This window comes from Crocinitomix algicola (assembly GCF_001661595.2).
In the GTDB taxonomy this organism is placed as follows: Bacteria; Bacteroidota; Bacteroidia; order Flavobacteriales_D; family Crocinitomicaceae; genus Crocinitomix; species Crocinitomix algicola.
Genome location: NZ_LYPF02000007.1, coordinates 154,416 through 176,993, shown reverse-complemented (window position 1 = coordinate 176,993; position 22,578 = coordinate 154,416). Strand labels below are relative to the sequence as shown.

General features: G+C 36.6%; 20 protein-coding genes and 1 tRNA gene. 8 read left to right on the top strand and 13 right to left on the bottom strand.

The genetic code is table 11. From position 1 onward, the window contains the following. Positions 1–15: 15 nt before the first annotated feature. The 3 genes from A8143_RS05045 to A8143_RS05035 form a co-directional block, all read right to left on the bottom strand. Positions 16–96: transfer RNA gene (locus tag A8143_RS05045), tRNA-Leu, on the bottom strand. A gap of 150 nt (positions 97–246) precedes the next feature. Beyond that, a complete protein-coding gene (locus A8143_RS05040; RefSeq protein ID WP_070137718.1) occupies positions 247–456 on the bottom strand; it encodes a hypothetical protein in 210 nt (69 codons plus the stop codon). A gap of 1 nt (position 457) precedes the next feature. Further along, positions 458–2,680 carry a TonB-dependent receptor plug domain-containing protein gene (locus tag A8143_RS05035; protein WP_070137716.1) on the bottom strand — a complete coding sequence of 741 codons (2,223 nt, stop codon included), beginning with the start codon at positions 2,678–2,680 and terminating at the stop codon, positions 458–460. A gap of 59 nt (positions 2,681–2,739) precedes the next feature. Here A8143_RS05035 and A8143_RS05030 point away from each other — a divergent pair, with 59 nt between their 5' ends. Then, positions 2,740–3,138 (top strand): Fur family transcriptional regulator, encoded by a 399-nt coding sequence (locus A8143_RS05030; protein ID WP_070137714.1) that lies wholly within the window; start codon positions 2,740–2,742, stop codon positions 3,136–3,138. On the opposite strand, the gene A8143_RS05025 is transcribed toward A8143_RS05030, so the two are convergent. The 3 genes from A8143_RS05025 to A8143_RS05015 all read right to left on the bottom strand — a co-directional run bounded on the left by A8143_RS05025 (position 3,135) and on the right by A8143_RS05015 (position 10,136). Continuing rightward, on the bottom strand, positions 3,135–3,746 hold the full coding sequence (locus A8143_RS05025) for a DEAD/DEAH box helicase (RefSeq protein ID WP_070137712.1): 612 nt from the start codon (positions 3,744–3,746) through the stop codon (positions 3,135–3,137). The genes A8143_RS05030 and A8143_RS05025 overlap by 4 nt on opposite strands. Positions 3,747–3,755: 9 nt before the next feature. Further along, positions 3,756–4,838 carry an FAD:protein FMN transferase gene (locus A8143_RS05020; RefSeq protein ID WP_070137710.1) on the bottom strand — a complete coding sequence of 361 codons (1,083 nt, stop codon included), beginning with the start codon at positions 4,836–4,838 and terminating at the stop codon, positions 3,756–3,758. Between the two features lie 69 nt (positions 4,839–4,907). After that, positions 4,908–10,136, bottom strand: a complete 5,229-nt coding sequence (locus A8143_RS05015) for a hypothetical protein (protein WP_175437487.1) — start codon at positions 10,134–10,136, stop codon at positions 4,908–4,910. 179 nt (positions 10,137–10,315) lie between these two features. Between A8143_RS05015 and A8143_RS05010 the strand changes: the two genes are divergently transcribed. After that, entirely contained in the window at positions 10,316–11,449 is a 1,134-nt protein-coding gene (locus A8143_RS05010; RefSeq protein WP_070137706.1) for an NAD(P)/FAD-dependent oxidoreductase, read from the top strand. A 49-nt stretch (positions 11,450–11,498) separates the two neighbouring features. Beyond that, positions 11,499–12,317: an N-acetylmuramic acid 6-phosphate etherase gene (gene murQ / locus A8143_RS05005; protein ID WP_070137704.1), complete on the top strand. Its 819-nt coding sequence runs from the start codon at positions 11,499–11,501 to the stop codon at positions 12,315–12,317. Here murQ and A8143_RS05000 read toward each other — a convergent pair. Then, positions 12,314–15,121, bottom strand: coding sequence for a PD-(D/E)XK nuclease family protein (locus tag A8143_RS05000; RefSeq protein ID WP_070137702.1), 2,808 nt, complete (start codon positions 15,119–15,121; stop codon positions 12,314–12,316). The two genes, murQ and A8143_RS05000, sit on opposite strands and share 4 nt — an antisense overlap. 177 nt (positions 15,122–15,298) lie before the next feature. Here A8143_RS05000 and bcp point away from each other — a divergent pair, with 177 nt between their 5' ends. Together bcp and recA are read left to right on the top strand one after the other, a co-directional pair. Continuing rightward, positions 15,299–15,766: a thioredoxin-dependent thiol peroxidase gene (gene bcp / locus A8143_RS04995; protein WP_070137700.1), complete on the top strand. Its 468-nt coding sequence runs from the start codon at positions 15,299–15,301 to the stop codon at positions 15,764–15,766. A gap of 65 nt (positions 15,767–15,831) precedes the next feature. Further along, positions 15,832–16,863 (top strand): recombinase RecA, encoded by a 1,032-nt coding sequence (gene recA, locus A8143_RS04990; protein ID WP_070137698.1) that lies wholly within the window; start codon positions 15,832–15,834, stop codon positions 16,861–16,863. A 64-nt stretch (positions 16,864–16,927) separates the two neighbouring features. Here recA and A8143_RS04985 read toward each other — a convergent pair whose 3' ends face one another. The 6 genes from A8143_RS04985 to prfB all read right to left on the bottom strand — a co-directional run bounded on the left by A8143_RS04985 (position 16,928) and on the right by prfB (position 20,847). Next, complete coding sequence (locus tag A8143_RS04985) at positions 16,928–17,254, bottom strand: nucleotide pyrophosphohydrolase (protein WP_070137696.1); 327 nt, start codon at positions 17,252–17,254, stop codon at positions 16,928–16,930. Continuing rightward, positions 17,244–17,765 carry a D-glycero-beta-D-manno-heptose 1-phosphate adenylyltransferase gene (gene rfaE2, locus A8143_RS04980; RefSeq protein ID WP_070137694.1) on the bottom strand — a complete coding sequence of 174 codons (522 nt, stop codon included), beginning with the start codon at positions 17,763–17,765 and terminating at the stop codon, positions 17,244–17,246. Before rfaE2 ends, A8143_RS04985 begins: the two co-directional genes overlap by 11 nt. Further along, the gene (locus A8143_RS04975) at positions 17,737–18,786 is read right to left on the bottom strand and encodes a lysylphosphatidylglycerol synthase transmembrane domain-containing protein (RefSeq protein WP_070137692.1); all 1,050 of its coding nucleotides are present in this window, start codon (positions 18,784–18,786) and stop codon (positions 17,737–17,739) included. Before A8143_RS04975 ends, rfaE2 begins: the two co-directional genes overlap by 29 nt. 53 nt (positions 18,787–18,839) lie before the next feature. Then, positions 18,840–19,190 carry an aspartate 1-decarboxylase gene (panD, locus tag A8143_RS04970; RefSeq protein ID WP_070137690.1) on the bottom strand — a complete coding sequence of 117 codons (351 nt, stop codon included), beginning with the start codon at positions 19,188–19,190 and terminating at the stop codon, positions 18,840–18,842. 56 nt (positions 19,191–19,246) lie between these two features. Then, positions 19,247–19,681, bottom strand: a complete 435-nt coding sequence (locus tag A8143_RS04965; protein WP_070137688.1) for a hypothetical protein — start codon at positions 19,679–19,681, stop codon at positions 19,247–19,249. Between the two features lie 86 nt (positions 19,682–19,767). Next, positions 19,768–20,847, bottom strand: coding sequence for a peptide chain release factor 2 (gene prfB, locus A8143_RS04960; protein WP_070137686.1), 1,080 nt, complete (start codon positions 20,845–20,847; stop codon positions 19,768–19,770). A gap of 182 nt (positions 20,848–21,029) precedes the next feature. Here prfB and gcvH point away from each other — a divergent pair, with 182 nt between their 5' ends. The 3 genes from gcvH to A8143_RS04945 are packed head-to-tail and all read left to right on the top strand — an operon-like array spanning position 21,030 to position 22,530. Further along, positions 21,030–21,407, top strand: coding sequence for a glycine cleavage system protein GcvH (gene gcvH / locus A8143_RS04955; protein WP_070137684.1), 378 nt, complete (start codon positions 21,030–21,032; stop codon positions 21,405–21,407). Then, a complete protein-coding gene (locus A8143_RS04950; RefSeq protein WP_070137682.1) occupies positions 21,400–21,798 on the top strand; it encodes a VanZ family protein in 399 nt (132 codons plus the stop codon). Before gcvH ends, A8143_RS04950 begins: the two co-directional genes overlap by 8 nt. A 60-nt stretch (positions 21,799–21,858) precedes the next feature. Continuing rightward, the gene (locus A8143_RS04945) at positions 21,859–22,530 is read left to right on the top strand and encodes an energy transducer TonB (RefSeq protein ID WP_070137680.1); all 672 of its coding nucleotides are present in this window, start codon (positions 21,859–21,861) and stop codon (positions 22,528–22,530) included. Positions 22,531–22,578: the final 48 nt, after the last annotated feature.

The window sequence follows — 22,578 nt, the reverse complement described above, 5'->3', positions numbered from 1 at the left end:
TAAAAGCTGGCTTTGTACCCGAGGCCGGAATCGAACCGGCACTCCAATGGAACACGAGTTTGAGTCGTGCGCGTCTACCAGTTCCGCCACTCGGGCTTTTATCTCTGGCGAGACAAAGTTTTCTTCAATTGGAAGTTTCCAATTGCGGAGGGCAAATTTAAGAAAAATTTAATTCTACCTCTATTAATTTAAAGGTTTTATTTCATTTTTCTTTGACTGATCAATTTAAGCGCACACCCTGCACCATTAATGTTCGTGACAGTGAACAGTATAGTTTGTTCCGTCTACTGTATAACCATTATCTTCCAATGCTTCTAAATCGTCTCCACATTTTTCTCCTAATTCTACTTCTCCATCAGGACCATCATAATGACATTCGTGACATTTTTTACATGATGTTGTTAATCCAGCTAAGGCTACTGCAGCAATTCCAATTGTTAATCTAACTTTTCTCATTTTATTTTGATTTTAAAGGTTTAGCAAACTGATATTTAAAGGAGAGATAAACATTTCTCCCTGGATTTGCCAGTCCAATATTCTTTAGGCCTGACAAATGATTAGTATATTCTTGATTGAGTAAATTATTGACACCAATCCCAATTATTATTGGATTTTCTCCTTTCAACTTCGCATTCGCCCCAAAATTCACCAAATGATAATCGTTCGTAGGTGTTTCTAGTATGCCAACACGATCTTGGAGGAATGAATAATTGTACTGAACAATCAAGTTCAATTTTTTGAAGAAACGCGGCGCTTTTAAATCTGCACGAATTTGATTGTTAATTCTACTTTGTGGAATTAATGGAAGTGCGTTTTTAAACTCATCTTCGGCGAAGATGGTTGAAAAATTCGTTTCAATATGCATCCAATGTGCACGATGAGGATGATAATGGAATCCAAAATCAACTCCATAGAGTTGAGCAAAATCCGTTTGCACATAGTCGAAAACTTGATAACTTCCAACCAAATCTGATGATTTTTGGAGATAAATATAATCGTATACACGATGATAAAAAGGGTTGATAATCAATTCTAAATCTGAAAAATGCACTGCATAACTCAAGTCAACTTGTAATCCTTTCTCTGTTTTTAGCCCTTGATTTCCACGTTCATATCGAAAAGCACCATGATGAACTCCATCCGAAAGTAATTCAGCACTAGTTGGCGCTCTGAATCCTGATGAAACATTAAAGCGTGTGGTTGATTTTGGTCGAATACGGGCCAATCCAAAAGCAAAATTATAACCGGTATACGAATTGTAAAACTCCGAGCCTCTTGTTTCAATTGTCCGATTATCAATCCTCGCTCCACCCTGAATTTTCCACTTTTTTATGGATGACATCAACAAAGCAAAAGCACCATAATCTAATGTTTGAGCATCTGGAATAATCAACTCTTCAGCCCCGGGAGCATTTTTATTGAACTGGAGCATTTCTTGAGTACCAACTACAAGTTTTGTTCTTTTAGACAATTGATACTTCAACTTGGCATTAAGCAAGGTATTATTTAAGTTAATATTTATTGCTGGGGTAAAAATTTTTTCTTCAAATTCTTCCAAATGATTGTTTGTATTTCCTAATCCAACCACTAACTCACCTTTTTCAAAAAAGAACTTATTTTCTACCGATAAAAAATGATTTGTTGCTACTTGTTGTGGGATGGTATGCGCCCTACTTTGCTCGTCACGTTGAAAACTTTCCGGATTAATGATACTATCATGCGTATGTCCGGGTAACCCCAACAGACCTCTGTAAAAATTATACCGGACATTTACCAACCACTTCTCCGTGTTATAGCCAAGCGCAAGCTTACCGGAGTACTGATGAAACCTTGAGTTTTGCACATATTTACCATTACTCAGCTGATAATCGGCATGGTTGTCATATCCAAAAAAGGCATTCAATCTTATTTTATTCTTATTAATCTTATAACCTAGTTCATTTACAGTACCCAAAGTATTTGATTCAAACTGTGATTTAAAACTAAGCTCTGTACTATTCGATTTAGCATAAGGTTCATCTACAAAATAAAGCACACCACCTAAGGCATCTGCACCAAATAAAAGAGAAGCCGGCCCTTTAATAACCTCTACACCTCCTACGCCTAAAGATGTAATTGGCAAACCGTGATCACCTCCCCATTGTTGATTTTCAATTCGTAATGAATTAATGTAAGTTACCACTCTACTACCAGACAAACCGCGAATAACAGGTTTACTAATACCCGTTCCAATTCCAGTTTCGTATACTCCCGGAATTTGAGTTAAAGCTTGTCCAATTGTTGTGGTTGCGATTTGATTAACCTCATTAATTTTTAAATGAGCGACGTTGGTGATATTTTCTCGTTGTAATTCGCCAGTATGTGTTATGATCAACTCATCCAGCTCACGATGATTCTCAAACAAGACAAACTGAAAGCTAGTATCATTCTTTATCCGAATATCCAAATGTCCTTTATCGAAACCATATGCGTTAAAATCGAAATGATAATTAGCAGGTGGGACATCTTTTAGTTTCACTCTCCCTGTTGAATCAGCGATATACATCGCATCAAACTCTTGAACGTAACAAGAAGCAAACGGTATTGTTTGATTCTCCTCATTCAATACGGTAATATTTATTGTTTGCCCAAAACCAATCCACGAGCAAAAAAACGCTATATTTAGAAAGAATAATTTCATATATTTGCAATACCGTTGCAAATGTACTATCTTTTTGCAATACTGTTGCAATTATTTTTATGAAAAACTTACTCCGATCCAAAAAACTCCGCGTAACAGACTTTAGACTAGCTGTTTTAACCATTTTTGAACAACATAAAAATGCGATTTCAACAGAACAAATAGAAAATGAACTTGGCGAATTTGATCGGATAACTCTTTATCGAACGATTAAAACATTCATAGAAAAGGGAATTATTCATGAAATCACAATGCCTGGCAATATCAAAAAGCTTGCATTATGCCACGACAACTGCAATGCCAAAGAACATCAACATCAACATATTCACTTTCGATGTAATAGTTGTGCTGAAATATTCTGTTTGGATATAGATGATTATCCGGAAATCAACCTTAAAGGGTACCAAATTGATGCTGTAGAAATACAAGCAAAAGGAATTTGTAAAAACTGTGCTTAATCTACCTTAACAATTTGAGCATTAGCCATAAACAAATCTTTTAGCTTTTCCAAATGATCTGTCCAAGCGCTCGCAAAAACGACATGCTGTGCCTTTATTGATTCTGTAATGCGATGAATATCTGTATGCTGATCTGTACCCACTAAAAACTCTGCATCTTCAACAACAATCATTTTTAGCTCCATTAAATTTATTCCGTTTAAAAAATATAACTTACTCAATCGCTTCGGTGTTGCAATAACAATATCTGCTCCCAAATAAATTTCATCCTTTTGATGATTGATAATCCTTTCCTCATACGCTGTTCTTACCCGCACATCACTAAATTCCACATAAGGCTTGAAACGTTCCTCCAAAGCTAAAACAGCGGCTTTATCTTTTACAAAAATTAACGCCGTTGGATTATCGCCTTGAGCTCGCATTTGAATCCGTTGTAGGGTACTGATAATAATCGTTTCTGTTTTCCCTGCTCCTTCACCTCCAATTCCAAATACATGAGCCCCACTTTTTATTTTTGGAATTAACTCAGCTTGCAACGTCGTAGGATCTTCTATTCCTACGCTACGCATTTTTTTAAGCAGATTTTTATTAATTTTTTTGAATGACATGCCTTAATGTTAATCTAACAATTCATTGAACCCAGGAGTTGCGTATGTTTTATATGCACCATCTTGATCAGTATAGATTAAATATACTTCTAAATTCAATTCTGGTCGGTTTTTTAAGAACGCTTTGGTTTTTTCCGTTCCTTTAACCATAAATGCGGTTGCCATAGCATCAGCAAGGGCACAATTTTCAGCTACCACAGTTGCACTTAACAAACTATGTGTTACAGGATAACCTGTTTTTGGGTCTAATGTATGCGAATATCGAACACCGTTTTTCTCGTAGAATTTTCTATAATTCCCCGAAGTTGCTATGCTGACATCTTGCAACTGCACCACCTCTTGTAAGACACGTGTTTCCTCATTTGAATGATCGATTGGCTTATCAATTCCAATCCGCCAATGCACATCGTCCGAATTCCTTCCTTTTACCCGAATTTCACCTCCTATTTCAACATAATAATTCTCTCCCCCTCTTCGTTCAATCTCTTCCGCTATAACATCAACCGATAAACCCTGTGCAATTGCATTAAAATCGAGCTTGGCACCAGGTGTTTTTTTATTGATATGATTTAAAGAAGAGGATACCCCATTTGAATCCGTAACTGTATAAAAAGTAAAATGCTTATTTTGATGAAATCCCAATAATGCTCTCAACTCTTGAACACGAGCGCTATCCGGAACCACGTCAACATTCTTCATAAAACCCCATCCGTCTACCAAGGGAAAAACAGTCGGATCAAAGTCTCCGTTAGTATTCGCATAAACTTCTTGCGCTAATTGATAACATCGGTTAAAATAATTATACGGGTCTTGATAATAAAAATCTCCAGCTGCAGATTGGTTTAGTTGCGTAACAACTGAACTATCAATATAACCGCTGAGCGCACGGTCAAAATTCGCAAAAATTGCATCGACTTCCGCCTTTGTAATTTCAATTGGATCGTTCACAACAATTGCATAAGTTGTTCCTTGTGTACTCCCTAAAATCTCAATTGATTCTTTTATTTTTTGATGATTTTTTTTTGTTTCATCAGCGGACTGATTAGCACACGCTGAAAAAAGAACAATTAAAATTGGAAAGATGTACTTCATAATCTAAAAATAAAAAGCAAAGTTATTTTTTTTGGAAGAAGTACGAAACACTTAACGCTTATTTTACCTTTAATTCCTTACCAAATCGGCAGATTCTGTTTCATCTTGCCATTGAAATTCAGTTATTCCTTGCCCATTACAGGTATAAGTTGCAGTTCCAAATCTTGATTGCGATTTTTCATACACATTACCAGCCCCATTTCGCACCACTACGCGCCGTACAATATAAGAAACCAATAAACCGTCCTCATCATTAATGGTATAAATCTCTTCTGTAACTCCTTCCGGGTACTTTTCGCCGAGTTGATTCTTCATCTGTTCGGTAATTTTATTTACGTCAATTTCTTTTAAATCACCGACATAATCTTCAACAGCTTCTTGTTCTACTTTATTTTCCCCTTCAATTTTATTGTTCTCTGCGCGCATATCATCAACCTGATCACCAGTAGCATCAATCGTTTCATCAGCATTTTCATCTGCAGACTTGATATTATCAGTACGCTCCTTTAATTCATCCTCTAAATAATTAACTGTGCTATGACTTTCATTCTCTATATCACTCTCCTCCCCTTCCAGGTATAAATTCTGATCTTCTTTAATTTTATCTACAGTAAGTTCATACCCTTCACGGTTAGATTCGGCAGCTTTACTTTCATCCACAATATCATATTCTAATTCCTCAACAAATTTATCTGTGTGATGCAATTCATTCTCCTGCTCAACCTGTAATTGGTCCACTACCTCTATTCCTTCAACCTGTTGACCTTCTGAAAAAACCTCCATTTCCTGTCGTGGAATATCGCTAGCAGCCGTTTCAATATCGATATCATCAATGACACTTTCTGTATATTTTTTTGATGAAATATTTACATCGTATTGATTATCTACTCGATTTCCTTCAACTGAAATTCTAGTTTGGGTCTCATCTTGTACCTTTTGGGCACTTTCCACTCGTTTTAAATTTTCTTCGACATCTGATGCAGTTTGAATGTCTACTAAATATTCCGCTCCATCTTTTACTTGCATCACAACGTCCTCCTGATCCCAGGTGTTTTCATTCGCTTCATTAATCAACTCTACATCAAAATCCTCAACGCGTACTTCAGTATTTTTTCGATCCAAGTCACTCAGCTCGTCTGAATCAATCCGTGCTTTCGTTTCTCGCTCCACATACTCTTTTTGATCCATTGTAGCGTTGGTTTGACTCGCATCTTCCAACTCCGACTCTAAGACAATTTCAGCGCGAATGGCATCCACATCAAGTAAATATTCTTCCCTTCCTAAATCACTTTCCTCATCACGTTCATCCATCTCCCTATTCAGGTTATTTACAACCTGGGTTTGAAGCTGAACATCATTATCATTCATTTTCGTGCGAACAACATCCTCCTCATTCAATACCGTTCCCATCTCCTCAACTTTGCCTGCCGCATCTTTACGCTCCTCATCAGCTTCACCTGCAAAATCGTCAATTGTCTCTTCCAGTTCAACAACATCCGTTCGAGTATTTTGGCTGTAGTTTTCTTGTTCTTCGTCTTTCAAGCGCTCAGCTTCCAACGCATCAACTTGTATGCCCTCCACTTTATTAGCAGAAATAGACTTACGCTTCTCCTCAGCTTCCCTCAACATCGCGTCAACATCGACAGATGAAACAGATGTGTTTGGCTTACCATAATCCTTTAACAAAGGTTGACCGGCTGTATAATTTTGAGGATTTAAAATTTTGTCAATTTCTACTAACTGTTCTTTTGGATATTGATCCGTTGGCTTTATTCCGATAGCCCGTTCATAATATTCTTTTGCTTTTTCATATTTCGCTTTTGCAAAGTTATCGTCACCAGCTTTAATAATTTTACGGTAATTTTTTTCTGCTGTTTTATCTGATGCTGCTTGCATTGACGCCTTGCATTTTTCAATTTGATTTTTGGGATAATCACGGTTAAAAAGATTGTAAGCTTCGGTGTATGGACCAATAGCTTTATCCCAATCTCCTTTTTCAAACTGATAATCGGCTTCCTTAATGAGGTCTTCATACTTTTCCTCCAATGCATCATCTTCATTCTGGCGATTCTTCGCTTGATTTATCTCATCAATTCGCTGTTGCGGAAGTGGGTCGGACGGTTTTGTTTTTTGCGCCCTTAAATACAGCTCCAATGCCTTATCATAATTTTTGGCATCAAATTTTTCCTGAGCAACATCAAGGATTTTTTGATAGGCGGCCTCTGCCTCATTTTCCGACTCTAACTGAATAAAGTTTTTAGCACTTTCAATCTTTTCTTTTGGATAAGATTCATTTTCTTTTATCGCTAATGCCAATTCATAATTTTTAATCGCTTCGATATAATCCTGAGCGTCAAATGACTTATCTGCCTGATCAATTAACCGTTCATACTCTGCTTCTTTTTCTGCTTCTAATTCAGCCGCGCCCATTTTGGACTTCACCTTTTCGATCTCTAAAACCGGGTATGTTTCGCTCGGCTTTTTCGATAAAGCTTCATTGTATTTTTCCAGTGCTAATTTCCAATTTTCTGCGTCACGTGCACGATCTGCATCAACGATCAATGCTTGATATTCCTCTTCAAGTCGTTCTTCCTCTGCTGCTGCATTCGCCATTTCATTTTTTAAACGCACAATTTCATCAATTCGTTCTTGAGCATATGCATCTCCATCTTTAACGTTCAGCGCTTTTGCGTAGAGTGGCTTTGCTTGATCCAACTTTTTAGCGTCAAATAAATCATCTGCTTGGGATATTATTTCTTGATATTTTGCTTCGACTTCTGCATTGGCAGCTTTCGCCAATATTTCATCAATTTCTGCTATTTTCTCATCAGGGTATGTCTCACTTCCTAGTACATCACGCGCCTCTTTATAGGTTGCCCGTGCCACCTTATAATTTTTATTCTGAAATTCTGCATTACCTAATGCAATCAGTTCGTCATATTTTGCTCTCAACTCTTGGTTAGCTTCTTGTTCTTCTATCAAGGTTCTTATTTCTCCAATTCTTTGAGTTATTTCCGCATCGGGTTTGGTATTTATCGCATTTTGATAGTGCTCTAACGCTTCTTTATATTTTTTATCATTAAAGGCGACTTCACCATTATTTTTATACTCAGCAAACAGTGCTTCTTTTTCTTCCGCAGCTTTTTGATCTGCAATCTTTTCATTTAGTTCCGATATTCTTTTTTTGGGATGATCTTCTTCTAAAATAGAAAATGCTCGTTTGTACGCTTCCAGTGCTTCCTCTAGGTTGTTGGAATCATAAAATCCGTCTGCCTCTTTTATTGCGGCTTCGTATTTTGCCTTTGTCTCAGCCTCACTTTGACTTTTAGCAATTAAATCATCTATTTTCTTTATTTCATCCCTAACACTTGGATCATCTTTAATCTCTAGCGCTTTATTATAATTCAACTTGGCTTCATCATAGTTTTTGGCATTAAACGCCTGTTCAGCTGTACTCACGAATTCTGCAAATTTAGCCGCTGCTTCTGCCGCTGCCTTATCCTTCTCAATTATTGCATTTACTTCGGCTATTTTCGTTTTTGCCAGCTCATCTTCCGGCTTATTCTCAAGTGCTTTATTATAGGAGTCGATTGCAGCTGCATAATCTTTTCGGTCTTTTGCCGCATTACCTTCAGAAATGAATTGTTTATAATTCGCTTCTAATTCTTTGGCCTTTTCTGCATCAGCTATAAGTTGTTCTATTTTTGCTATTTGATCTTTAGGTTCTTGTTCATCTTTTTTCACGCCTAAAGCCTCGTTATATTTTGATTTTGCCTCTTCATACTTCTCTGCTTCAAACAAATCTTTTGCTTCAGCCATAAAAGCATTATACGCTTCATCGAGTTTTTCCTCTGCTGCTTCTTTTTCTTGTTCCTTTTTTATGAAGTCAATTTGATCAAGCGCTGTTTTATCATTCGGCTTGTACTTCAATGCTTCTTTGTATTTCGCCAATGCATCTGACCATTCTCGTTGATTAATTTTTTCTTTCCCTTCCTCCAACAAACGATTAAAAGTCGCCTCTTCTTCTGCCGCTTTTTCGGCAGCGGCCTTTTCTGCGGCTTTCAATTTTTCAATTTCTTCAAGACGAGATTTGGCATGGGCATTATCTGAAAAAATTTCAAGTGCAGCCGAATAATTTTTAACAGCGTCATCCAGTTTTTTGGCGTCAAACTCTCCATCCGCCTTTGCTATTAATTCATCAAACTCCTTTTGTTTTGCCTTCTCCTCTTCTTCCGCAGCTAATGCCGCTTCTTTTTCTTTTTTTACGGCTTCAATTTTATCCTCAACGCTTTTCTCTTTTTTCAATACTAAGGCCGCTTCATATTTATCAATAGCATTATCGAAATCTTTTGAAGATGCAGCTTGATCTCCTTCTTTCACTAAAGCCTCAAATTTCTCTGCGTTTGCTTTTTGAGTTGCAATTTTTTCTTCAATTTCCTTTATTCGCTCTTTAGGCAATGCTTCATTCTTTTTTAAACTCGAAGCTTGCTTATACAAATCAAGTGCTTTTTCTAACTCTTCATTAGTATAAGCCTCTTTCGCTTTTGTCATCAATTCCCCAAATTGTTTCTCAAGTTCTTCCGCAGCGCGCAATTCTTCTAATTTTATTTCAGCATCAGACAATTTATTTTTTGTAGGTTGGTCGTCTGGCTTGAGACCTAAGGCTAATTTATATTGCTCAATTGCCCGCTCAAAATCAGATTTAGAAACAGCGTCATCACCAGCTGCAACATAGGCACTAAAATCAGCTTCTAATTTAGCCTTTGCTTCTTCCTCCTTTGCCAATTGCTCCTTTTTCTCCTCCATTTCTTTTCGGAGTTTTTTGATTTTGTCTGTCATGACGTTTATCTTTTTCTGATCATATGTCACAACTCCATAAGCGTCCACCTTAAATTCCACCATGGGCTCTCTATCCAAAAACGAAAAATCAACTCCTTCAACACCTTGAAATATGGAAACATCAAATTTTTGAATTTGAGCTCCTGGAGGAACTTCCTCTGGATAATCACTGTGCGCATCCAAAATCGCTGTTTTAGTAACGTAACCTTCTTTTTTAATCTTAATCGTGTAAGTACACCCAATGCAAACTGGCAAATCAATTGGATCCACTTTCCCATTGGACTTTGATGATTCCGAAGCAAATAACTGCCCTCCTTTGTACACTTCAATTGTTGCTCCACCTAACGATTTACCTGTATCATCATCTCCTACCGAAGCTCGTAGTTCGACTGAAGCGGTTTGCCCAAAAGCAAAGCTCCCCACAAAAATTATAATCAGAAATAGTATTCTTTGCATCATTACTTTATACCACTATCGCCTTAAAAAGTTCACAACAACTAACATTTTCTTGTTCGAAAATTCAGCTAAATGAATTCTTTTAAGCCATTGCATTTGTTAATTTTGGCTGTTTGTCCAAGTGAACAAATATCTAAAAAAAAAGCGACCTTTACTAGGTTTAAAGCCATATTTTTAACGTCATGCTCAACTTCAATCAACTCAGTTTTTGGGAGAAAGAAACCTATATTAATTCAACCGATTTTCTTATCATTGGATCTGGTATTGTTGGTCTCTCTACCGCCATTCATTTAAAAGAACGTTTTCCCCGTCGAAAAGTAACAGTTTTGGAGCGTGGTTATTTGCCGTCAGGCGCAAGTACTAAAAACGCTGGTTTTGCTTGTATTGGTAGTCCTTCTGAAATAATAGCCGACTTAAAACATTCCTCCGAAGACGAAGTTTTTAATACTGTCCAAAAAAGATGGAAGGGTTTAAAAGAATTAAGAAACTTAGTTGGTGATGACAAAATTGAATTCAAACAACTGGGTGCTTATGAATTGTTTGACTCGCATCAATCTCTCCAATTTCAAACTTGCTTAGAACAATTATCCACACTCAACAAACACCTTGAAGAGATTACAGGAATTAAAAACGTATATATGCCCGATAAAACAATTTGTGCAACAGCTGGTTTTAGAGGGTTCGATGCGGCAATTTCTCACAAAGCGGAAGGACAAATTAATACTGGAAAATTAATGGAAAACCTTATAAAGTTATGTTATGAAAAAGGCGTTAATATGCTGAACGGCATTGAAGTCAACTCAATCGATCATCAAGTCGTTACAACCAATTATGGACAAATCAGCTACAAGCAATTAGGAATTTGTACCAATGGTTTTTCTAAAGCTTTTCTTCCGAATGAAAAAATTGAACCGGCACGAGCACAAGTCTTAATTACACAACCAATTCACGACTTAAAACTCCAAGGCATCTATCATTTTGACGAAGGTTATTATTACTTCAGGAACGTTGGAAACAGAGTTCTATTTGGTGGAGGAAGAAACCTTGACCTAAAAGGAGAAAACACCGATACAATAACTAACACCTCTAATATCACTGCTAAATTAGAAGAGATATTACAGAAAAAAATCCTTCCGAAAACACCTTTCAGGGTAGACTATAGCTGGGCTGGAATTATGGGTGTTGGCACTAAAAAAACGCCGATTATAAAAAGAATTAACAATCACATCTCTTGTGCGGTGAGATTGGGCGGTATGGGCATCGCAATAGGAACACTTGCCGGAAAAGAACTTTGCAACCAGATGTCTACTGAATAAATATACCGTTAGTTTTTCTATTTTTACCCTTTAAACAAAAGTAAAAAGCATGAGCGCAGACCACAGAATTACGGAAAAAAATTCGCGATACAACCATTTAGAACAAATGTCCACTCAGGAGATTTTGACGAATATTAACCGCGAAGACGCACTTGTTGCTGCAGCAGTTGAGAAAACCATTCCTCAAATTGAAAACTTCGTTAATCAAACCTTAGAAAGAATGAAAAAAGGTGGAAGGTTGTTTTACATTGGAGCTGGAACGAGCGGAAGACTAGGAATCGTTGACGCCTCAGAATGCCCCCCGACATTTGGTGTTGACCACGGCTTAGTTGTTGGTATTATGGCCGGCGGGGATGGCGCTATCAGGAAAGCGGTAGAGTTCGCAGAAGATGACACTGAACAAGGGTGGATTGACCTTGAAAAACATAAAATAAACAGACTAGACACAGTAGTAGGCATAGCAGCCTCAGGCAGCACACCTTATGTAATTGGCACTTTAAAAAAAGCCAACGAAGCTAAAATTTTAACTGGAGGAATTACTTGCAACCCTAATAGCGAACTTGCTGCAACCGCTAATCATGCCATAACTCCTATCGTAGGACCAGAGTTTGTTACAGGAAGTACAAGAATGAAAGCAGGCACCGCTCAAAAACTTGTTTTAAACATGATTTCAACTGCACTAATGATTGGCTTGGGACGTGTTAAAGGAAACAAAATGGTTGACATGCAATTGAGTAACAATAAACTCGTTGACCGGGGCACAAAAATGGTTATGAGCGAACTCAACATCACCTATGAAAAAGCTAACGCACTACTCAAAAAACACGGCAGCGTCCGCAATGCAGTAGACCACTACCGAATGAGTTAAACACTACAATGGTCGCAGTATAATGCTTTTGGATTATGTTTAAACTCGTAGTCACTCTCGTACACTGCAATAAATACAGCTTTCAACTCCTCTTCGAAGGCGTCCAATAATTCATCAGATAAAATTTCAGAACCATCCTCTTGAATATTCTGAAGCCAATCGTCTAAATTGATCATAGAAATAATGCCTGCCGAAAAATTTTTAAACGCTGGATAGGTCTGACGAAACATCAAAGCATACATCAATAATTGGCGACCATAGCCTTTAGTTTCATCATACATAAACTTTTCAAAAGCTCCCTCTGCTTCAATATTTTTAGGCAGTCGAATTTTATCCGAACTACATTTCCCCGATTTGTAATCTATAATGCGATAAACTGAACCAATTTGATCTATTCGATCGGCGTTCCCTTCAATTTTCACCTCCTTGTTTTTACCATCAATCAACCAGTTATACTTAGCCGAGATAGACTTTTCAAGATCTATGATAAAAATAGGTGAATCTGTCCGTCTTATCTCTTCAATCTGCTTATCTATAAAACGTTCTAAAAAGCCCAATGACACCTCAAATGAAAGCTTATTTTGACCATATTTTAAATCGTTTTCACTGAAATCTTCCAAATAGACCTCTTTCAAGTATTCCTTTATTTTCTTTTTTTCTCGAACCAATGTTCCCTCATCCATCTTTACTTTTGGGTCAAGGAAATTCTTTCGTATTATTCGCTCTAAAACTTCATGAATTTTGGTACCAAAAGTAGATGCTTCAATATGTTCTTCAACTTCCACACTTTCCTTCATGCCCAACACATAACGGTAATAAAAATCCAATGGACAGGATATGAATTTATTCAACGCCGAAGGAGACAAGCCCTTCTTTAATTGTTCATCAATTTTTGACTTTACAAGCTCCGAGCTATTATAGGACGTCTCTTTGATTTCCGCAGCTTTGTCATCTGTTGTAAAAGTGTATTGTGCCAACTGATGCCCTTTTGAAAAATCCAACTCATTCTCTAACTGGGTAATAAATCGACTTTTTTCATTCACACCAACCCCTTCCGTCGTAGAATTATATGTGAAGTATACTTTTTTAGCACGGTGTAATAGTCGGTAAAAGTGATGGGCAAATATTGCTTGTCGATCTTCCTCCACCGGCAACCCATGATTCAATTTTAAATCTCTCGGTATAAAAGAGTTTACCACATTAGTCTTGGGTAGATTCCCTTCATTCATCCCCAAAATAATCAAATTCTCAAAATCTATCGTTCTCGTTTCAAGCACCCCCATGACTTGCAATCCTTTTGTCGGATTACCCAAAAAAGAAAGTGATTCTGACTGCCAAAATTGATAGAACAACACTTTGAACGACCTTAAAGTAAGGGGATGAGGATGTTTCAATGCAATTTCCTCAAATTTTTTGAATCCACGCGTAAAATGATAAACCACCTCTAGATCAATCTGCATGTCATCCTCGCATAGTTTTAGTGTTTCATAAAGCGCAGATGTAAGCTGATTAAATGCTCCAAAACCATCAACAATTATATTCTTCCAAGGGATAAAAAATTGATTTATTTTATCCAGCTGTGGAAACACCTCCAACAATTCATTTTGACCGATAAAAATTTTGTTCTTCTGAATTAAACTCTGCTCAAAAGCTGTAATCTTTGCGCGGTCTTTCACCATCAATTTTAAATAAGGGTGATCTAAGCTGTTGAGAATAGTTTTATGATATAACCTTACCGACTTGAATTTCTGAAAATTGAATTGCAAATCAAAAACCAAATCAATCAACCCTTTCAAATGGGTAAACTTTAAAGGATACCCCATCGTGATATTTGCTTTGTCAATTACGGCAGGTAAAGAACGAGTTAAGGGGATTAATAACGATTCATCAGCCAGAACAATGGCTGTTTGATTGAGTTGGTCACCGTTTAAAAACAACTCCTCTACAATACTTCCCGCTATTTTAGCTTGAGCAGTTTGTTGAGCAGTTTCGATCACCTTTATCTCTTTCTGAAAATCATTAAAGTTATTTCCAAGATTTGGTTTTACCCTCCATTTTTTTATGATTTGACGATAAAAATGTCCTGCTTCATGATCCACATTATCGAAATAAAAATGATCAACATCAAAATAAACAGTTCCTTTTTTTTCGTTTATGAGATACTTCATTATCCCTTCCTCACTACTTGACAAAGCATTAAAACCAATAAAATAATAGTGATGAGCCAAGTCTAGTTTGAGCAGACCACTTGTAATCTTATCATGAAACTTTTTATAAGCGGCTCCTTGATAGATCAGTGCATTTTCATTCAGAACCTCATTAAACAATTGATAATACGTAGGCAATTTATCCCATAAAGTCAGAAACTTTTCTTGCCCCGAAGAAAGCTCATCTTCCAAAAAACTCCAATTCTCTATCTCCTTAATGTTTCGTAAATCGCGAAAAATATTTTGAGTAGGAATTAGGTACCGATCAATCTCATCAAAATCTGAAAGTAGCATTTTACCCCATTTTATAAAACTATTAAAATCCTCGGCGTCTTCATCTTCTATCCTTCGATGCACATCAAACAAAATAAATAATAATTCAGTTTGTGAAACTATACGATCTGGTGTAAAGCGATCAATCCATTCATTAATTGTTAAAATTTCTGGGGCCACCATTGCTCTTTGATGAATTGCAGCAATGTATTTATAAATATATACAGACGCCCTTTTATTAGGAATTACAATTACAATATCCTTCAAAACGCCGTCATGTGCACTATAGATTTCTTTAATTTTTTCTTCTAAGAATGTCTGCATGTATTTTTTCAATGAATTTTTAGGGAAAATAAAATCGCAACTAAACTGATTCTACGCTAAATTAAACTAAAAATCCTGATAAAAATAAAACTCCATTTGAAATAAAATCCGAAAAAATAATCAAACATATCAGTTTTTTGATTAGATTTGTGACAAACATTGATTAAAAAATCGTCTATGACACATTTAAACATTGGAGATAAAGCACCTAATTTCAGTGGTAAAATCGAAAATGGTGATGAAATTTCACTCAAAGATTTCAACGGAAAACGACTCATCATTTACTTTTACCCAAAAGACATGACTCCTGGTTGCACTACACAGTCCTGTAACTTGAGAGACAACTATAGCTTACTACAAGAAAAAGGGTTCGAAATTATTGGAATTAGTGCGGATGATGAAAAACGTCACATCAAATTCATCGACAAGCATGAACTTCCTTTTCATTTAATAGCTGATGTTGACAAAAAAATAATCAACGACTATGGTGTATGGGGACCTAAAAAATTCATGGGTAAAGAATTCGATGGTATTCACCGCACCACATTTGTGATTGATGCACAAGGAAACATTGAAGCTATATTCAAAAAGGTTAAAACCAAAGCGCACGCAGAACAAATTTTGGAAGAATTAGAAGAAAATTAATCAGCAAAAGGAAGACGTAAATAGTTTACGTTTTGGTAGAATTCCTTTGCTTTAAAATTAAAATTATGGCAGAAGTAAAAGCAGAAAAGTTAAAGGCGTTACAATTAACCCTTGACAAGTTAGAAAAAACTTACGGAAAAGGAACCGTAATGAAATTAGGCGACAATGCGGTAGAAGACATTGAAGTCATCCCTTCAGGATCACTCACTCTAGACCTTGCTTTAGGAGTAAAAGGTTTTCCTAAAGGTAGAGTAATTGAAATTTATGGTCCTGAATCTTCAGGTAAAACGACTTTAGCATTACACGCAATTGCAGAATGTCAAAAGAAAGGTGGAATTGCAGCCTTTGTGGATGCAGAACATGCTTTCGACCGTTATTACGCTGAAGCACTAGGTATTGATACGGAGAACTTATTGGTTTCTCAGCCAGACAATGGTGAACAAGCTTTAGAAATTGCAGATAACTTAATTCGCTCTGGTGCGGTCGATATTATTATTGTCGATTCAGTTGCGGCTTTAACACCTCGAGCAGAAATTGAAGGTGAAATGGGAGATTCCCAAATGGGACTTCAAGCTCGTTTAATGTCAAAAGCGCTTCGTAAATTAACCAGCTCAATAAACAAAGCAAACACTTGTTGTATATTCATCAACCAATTGCGTGATAAAATCGGAGTGATGTTTGGAAACCCTGAAACAACAACAGGAGGAAACGCCCTTAAGTTTTACGCATCTATTCGTGTAGACATTCGTCGATCAAGTCAAATAAAAGACGGAGAAGAAATTATCGGAAATAGAACAAAAGTTAAAATCGTTAAAAATAAAGTCGCTCCCCCATTTAAGAAAGCCGAATTCGACATTATGTACGGAAAAGGAGTTTCGAAAGTTGGAGAGATACTCGACCTAGGAGTAGATCTTGGTATTATCAAAAAAAGTGGCTCTTGGTTTAGCTATGGAGACACAAAACTTGGACAAGGTCGTGACGCTGTTAAAACATTAATTCAAGACAATCCAGAACTTATGGAAGAACTTGAAGGAAAAATTATTGCTCAAATACAAGGTACTGTTCCTGCCGAAGAAGCGGAAGCAGCAGAAAAGTAAGGTTTTACTTCTACCAAAGACGAAAAGGGTTGTTCATCTGCAGGTGAACGGCCCTTTTTAATTTCTAATGTATTTTTTTATTCTCATGATGACGCGTAGAATCCCGCTTTGTTTTTTTATCCAGGTTCTTCTTCAAAGCTTCTTCTAAGTCAATTCCTGTTTGGTTGGCCAAACAAATTAGAACCCATAAAACATCAGCCATTTCATCTCCTAAATCCTTTGACTTATCAGATTCCTTCTCTGATTGCTCACCATACCTACGCGCTATGATTCGCGCTACTTCCCCTACCTCCTCTGTCAACTGGGCCATATTCGTTAATTCATTAAAATAACGAACACCATAAGTTTTAATCCAATTATCTACTAAACCCTGTGCTTCTTTAATTGTCATCTTTTAACTTTTTAATTATGCCCGTGGTCGAAAAACCATCTACTAAATCGATTGTTTTGACCTTTCCATTATTTTCTAAAACAACATCTCGTCCAACTATGTAACGTTTACTTCGCTCGTCAACTTCCTCTGGATCATAATCTCCACCTTTAACTAATACATCCGGTTGAATAATTGAAATCAATTCATACGGCGTATCTTCATTAAATTCTACAACATAATCTACGAATTCTAAACTTGCAATCACCATTGCCCGCGCATCAACGCTATTGACCGGGCGATCATCCCCTTTCCCTAATCTTCGAACAGAATCATCACTATTTAAACCTAAGACCAATACATCACCTTGTTCTGAAGCTAGCGCCAAATAAGTAACATGGCCCTTGTGTAAAATATCAAAACATCCATTGGTAAAAACCACTTTTTTTCCATCGTTCTTAAGACGGCTTAATTCAAGCGCAATACTATCTGACGACTTAATCTTATTTTGTATCCTCTGCAGCTGATTCATTTTCTTTAAAACTTACATTTTTTCCATTAACCCCAAGAGAAATAAGACCTAGAACAATCATCATAGCCGTTTGCGATGTCCAATTAATCCAACCAATAGCCAAAGCATCAGGTAAGATAACTGAAGAAGATTCACCACCCATGTAGATACTTAATATCAACCCTACAAATGCAGGATAGACCCCTATTCCACCTTGAACTAAAACCATCCCTACAGTCCCAGCAACAAAACCAGCTAATATCGCGTCCCAACCCAAATAAGAAGTCGCATCCAAAGCATACAAACAAGCCGTAAAGTTTGCAATATACATTACCCATACAAAAACACTGTGTCCAACAAATTGCAATTTATAATCCGTCTTAAAAATAGCCAGCAATCCTTCAAGCAAACCACTTATAAAATTCTTGATTTTAACTCTAAAGCCTTTGTTAAAAACAAACAACACCAAAACACCAACTACCCCAATAATAATAGCGTATTTAACCACCGAACCTAAAACAGCAAAAACAGTTCCATTACCACAAACTGACATCCCTTCATTAAAGGCTGCTATCTTATCCTGAAACAAATCAATTTTATCAAACTGCAAACCTAAAGCGACAACTGAAACAACTCCTAACATTACAACGTCTACAGCCCGTTCGGCAATAATAGTTCCAAACCCTTTTTGAAACGGAACACCCTCAGTTTTCGCGACTACTCCAGCCCTACTGGCCTCACCAGCACGTGGAAAAACTATATTCACCACATAGCCAATCATCAGCGCGTGATACGCATTCCAAAACTTAACTTTATACCCTAAAGGATGAAGTAAAAACTTCCAACGATATGCACGACTTACATGACTTAGAAAGGCAAAACCTAATGCAAGAAACACCCAAAAATAGTTGGCTTCACTAAATGCCGCGAACAAATCCTTTTTTTGATCATCACATAAGGCATCATAGAACAACCAAACAAGAAAAAAACCAAAACCTAATGGTAAAATAAGTTTTAAAGTCGCTACAATTTTTGATTTCATAGGCGCAATATAGACATTGTTCCCGTAAACGAATAAAGTAAAACTAAATTGTATTAATCTAACTTATTCGTAGCAGTATTTGGAAACACCAGAGATGGCTTAAATGATTTCGCTTCCTCAAAATCCATATGTGCATAAGAGATAATAATGATAATATCTCCCACCGCTACGCGTCGAGCTGCAGGACCATTCAAACAGATCCCTCCCTGACCACGCTCTCCCTCAATAATATAAGTTTCGATTCGTTCACCATTATTTATATTGACAATTTGAACCTTCTCACCTTCAATCATATTTGCTGCATCCAGCAAATCCGGATCAACAGTTATACTTCCAATATAATTCAAGTCCGCTTCAGTTACTGATACTCGGTGAATTTTTGATTTTAATACTTCTACCAACATTTAATTCTAAAAATATCCTGCAAAGTTAATCATTTTTTTAACCTCACATTACAAGTCTACACTTTATACAGTGTATAGTTATAACGGGTACTACCATCTTGGTAAACAGCGTTAACTCGCCGTTTTGTGACCGATATATTCTCAAATATAATTTGGTACAAATCTCCCGTTAGATCATCATTAAAGGAAATAAAAATTTCATCAGAAGCATATTCGCCATCATAGGTCTCCGTCATTTCCCACAAACCTGAACCATATATTTCGTTAATCTCATCCCGAAAATCAAACGAAAAGTCTGCATTAAATGTCAAATAAACTGCATGATAATCATTTGTGATTTTTTGGGAGCTCCAACCTTCTGAAACACGAACCGTTTCATAGTACCAAGTCCCTACTAACTTTCGTTCTCTATAGTTTAATTCACCTTCCTTTGTGCAAGAAGCGAACAAAAATACACCAAGAACAAAAAATAAAAGTTTGTTTTTTAACATAAGCCAATTTTTGCGATTTGACTAAAATTTCACAAAAATCAGACCAATAACTAAAGACAAAATTTAAACCGATTTAAGGCGTTAAACTAGGAACTCATTAAATAAGCTTTCAAAAACTCATCAATCTCGCCATTCATGACGCCATCCACATTAGAAGTTTCGTGACCGGTACGAACATCTTTCACCAACTTGTATGGCTGCATAACATAATTCCGTATCTGAGATCCCCATTCAATTTTTTTCTTTCCAGCCTCGATCTCATTCTGTTTCTCCATTCTTTTACGTAGTTCTAATTCATACAACTGAGACTTGAGTAGCTGTATAGCCTTTTCTTTGTTCGTAAGTTGAGAGCGAGACTCCGAATTTTCGATAATTATTCCCGAAGGTTCATGCCTCAGTCGTACGGCAGTTTCAACCTTATTTACATTCTGACCGCCTGCACCACCTGCCCTAAACGTTTCAAAGCTAATATCGGCAGGGTTAACATGAATTTCAATTGAATCGTCCACCAAAGGATATACGTATACAGAAGCAAAAGAAGTATGCCTTTTTGCATTTGAATCAAACGGAGAAATCCTAACCAAACGATGCACTCCATTCTCCCCTTTTAAGTATCCAAATGCAAAATCTCCATCAAACTCAAGGGTTACTGTTTTAACCCCTGCAACATCACCTGCTTGATAATTCAATTCTTTTATTTTCATTCCATTCCTCTCTCCCCACATAATATACATACGCATTAGCATGGAAGCCCAGTCACAACTTTCCGTTCCGCCAGCACCTGCCGTAATTTGAAGCACTGCTTTAAAATTATCTTCTTCCGCGGACAGCATATTCTTCAACTCAAGCTCTTCTAAATTTAGAATTGCTTTTTCATAAAACTCAACCACCTCAGATTCCTCAACTTCTCCAGCCTCGTAAAACTCAATTAAAACCACTAAATCCTCAAGATTAGTTTTTAACGCCGCATGAGAATCAATCCAAAACTTCTTGTTTCTCATTTTCTTCAACACGACTTCAGCCGTCTTTGGGTCATCCCAAAAAGTGGGATCTTGCGACCGCAATTCATCCTCCTTTACCTGAATTTTCTTTTCTTCTATATTCAAATAACCATAAAGCTCATTGACGCGCTTTTCAAATGATTTCAATTGATCTTGTGTAACCATAATACAAAATTGGGCTTTTTTTTGTTTTTAAATTTAAATCCTTGAAATAAAATCAAGAATAGTCAGCAATCCAACCATCAATTTAAAAGAGTTCTGAACAAAAGCATCTATTATTTCAACAGCCCATTAATTAATCAAATAAAATTCTAATTTTGCTGAAGAATAATTAAATAATACATAAAATGAATATACCTGCAGAATTAAAGTATACAAAGGATCATGAATGGGTAAAAGTTGAGGGCGACACCGCAACAATTGGAGTTACTGACTTTGCACAAAGTGAATTAGGTGATATCGTTTACGTTGAAGTTGAAACTGAAGGTGAAACGCTTGACAAAGAAGAAGTTTTTGGTTCAATTGAAGCAGTAAAAACGGTTTCAGATCTTTTTATGCCTATCAGCGGTGAAATCACAGCATTTAATGAAGATTTAGAAGGAAACCCTGAAGTGGTGAATTCTGATCCATACGGTGAAGGTTGGATGATTAAAGTAACTATTTCTGATGCAAGTGAATTAGACAATTTGTTATCAGCAGAGGAATATACAGATTTAGTTGGATAAAAAGATAATTTTCCACCTACCTTGGATAATTTGGGGAACAATTATTGCCGTTCTCAGCTTATTACCAGGCGACCAACTTCCAGAAATAAAGTTGACCTGGGTATCTATTGATAAAATTGTTCATATCATAATGTATAGCGCATTATCTGGATTTTTATTAATAGGGTTTGATAGGCATAATTTTAGATCAAAAAATAAATTGAACCTTCGTGATATTCGTTTGTATCTTCTATTAACTGTTTCCAGTTTCTTGTTCGGATTATCAATAGAATTCGCCCAAGACTGGTTGGTAACCAAAAGATATTACGATATAACCGATGTTGTTGCAAATTTAATTGGTACAATTTTTGGTCTATTTTGTTTTAGTTGGATGGGTAGAAAATTAATCTAAATTTAACAAGGTCGTTAAATCAGAATTACGTAATTTAGCGACGTTCAAAAAGTAATTATTATGGAACTTAAAAAATCGAAAGAGGCAAACTTAGAAAACAAGCGGTTTGGTTTTTTCTTTGTAGGATTATTGATGATTTCTGCAATTGTGGGTATGGCGTTTAACTTTCAAAGTTTTGTTGCGGACCCAATTAAAGAAAAAATTGTAGACACTTCAATGGATGACGACTTGATCTTTGAGATTCCACCGGAAGAAGAAATTATAGAAGAACAACCTGAAGTTGCTCCACCTCCTCCAGTAGTTGAAGAAATTGAAGTAGTTGAAGATGATGAAGAAGTTGAAGAGTTTGACATGTCTGATATTGCAGATCCTATAGAAGAGATTCCAGATGAACCAGAAGCTGCTCCCGTGGCAGAGGAAATTCTAGAATTTGCTGAAGTTGAGCCTGAATTCCCTGGAGGACCAGCGGCGATGGCAGAATGGATTAGAGACAAAGTAGAGTATCCAGAACTATCAAAAGAAATGGGTGAACAAGGAGTAGTTTATGTGAAATTCGTAGTAAACTCTAACGGCTCAATAGAACAAGTTAAAGTTGTTAAAGGAATTTCTGACGCTCTAGATTCTGAAGCAAAAAGACTAGTAAGAAACATGCCTAAATGGAAACCAGGTGAGCAAGCTGGTAAAAAAGTAAGGGTAAGTTTTACTTTACCTATTCACTTTAGACTAGGTTAAGCTTAATTATAATTATATTAATCCGTCTCGAATAACTCGTGACGGATT

Bases quoted from the DNA above. Each gene is read 5' to 3' on its own strand.
- A8143_RS05040 (WP_070137718.1), bottom strand. From the start codon at position 456: ATGAGAAAAGTTAGATTAACAATTGGAATTGCTGCAGTAGCCTTAGCT.
- A8143_RS05035 (WP_070137716.1), bottom strand. From the start codon at position 2,680: ATGAAATTATTCTTTCTAAATATAGCGTTTTTTTGCTCGTGGATTGGT.
- A8143_RS05030 (WP_070137714.1), top strand. From the start codon at position 2,740: ATGAAAAACTTACTCCGATCCAAAAAACTCCGCGTAACAGACTTTAGA.
- A8143_RS05025 (WP_070137712.1), bottom strand. From the start codon at position 3,746: ATGTCATTCAAAAAAATTAATAAAAATCTGCTTAAAAAAATGCGTAGC.
- A8143_RS05020 (WP_070137710.1), bottom strand. From the start codon at position 4,838: ATGAAGTACATCTTTCCAATTTTAATTGTTCTTTTTTCAGCGTGTGCT.
- A8143_RS05015 (WP_175437487.1), bottom strand. From the start codon at position 10,136: ATGATGCAAAGAATACTATTTCTGATTATAATTTTTGTGGGGAGCTTT.
- A8143_RS05010 (WP_070137706.1), top strand. From the start codon at position 10,316: ATGCTCAACTTCAATCAACTCAGTTTTTGGGAGAAAGAAACCTATATT.
- murQ (WP_070137704.1), top strand. From the start codon at position 11,499: ATGAGCGCAGACCACAGAATTACGGAAAAAAATTCGCGATACAACCAT.
- A8143_RS05000 (WP_070137702.1), bottom strand. From the start codon at position 15,121: ATGCAGACATTCTTAGAAGAAAAAATTAAAGAAATCTATAGTGCACAT.
- bcp (WP_070137700.1), top strand. From the start codon at position 15,299: ATGACACATTTAAACATTGGAGATAAAGCACCTAATTTCAGTGGTAAA.
- recA (WP_070137698.1), top strand. From the start codon at position 15,832: ATGGCAGAAGTAAAAGCAGAAAAGTTAAAGGCGTTACAATTAACCCTT.
- A8143_RS04985 (WP_070137696.1), bottom strand. From the start codon at position 17,254: ATGACAATTAAAGAAGCACAGGGTTTAGTAGATAATTGGATTAAAACT.
- rfaE2 (WP_070137694.1), bottom strand. From the start codon at position 17,765: ATGAATCAGCTGCAGAGGATACAAAATAAGATTAAGTCGTCAGATAGT.
- A8143_RS04975 (WP_070137692.1), bottom strand. From the start codon at position 18,786: ATGAAATCAAAAATTGTAGCGACTTTAAAACTTATTTTACCATTAGGT.
- panD (WP_070137690.1), bottom strand. From the start codon at position 19,190: ATGTTGGTAGAAGTATTAAAATCAAAAATTCACCGAGTATCAGTAACT.
- A8143_RS04965 (WP_070137688.1), bottom strand. From the start codon at position 19,681: ATGTTAAAAAACAAACTTTTATTTTTTGTTCTTGGTGTATTTTTGTTC.
- prfB (WP_070137686.1), bottom strand. From the start codon at position 20,847: ATGGTTACACAAGATCAATTGAAATCATTTGAAAAGCGCGTCAATGAG.
- gcvH (WP_070137684.1), top strand. From the start codon at position 21,030: ATGAATATACCTGCAGAATTAAAGTATACAAAGGATCATGAATGGGTA.
- A8143_RS04945 (WP_070137680.1), top strand. From the start codon at position 21,859: ATGGAACTTAAAAAATCGAAAGAGGCAAACTTAGAAAACAAGCGGTTT.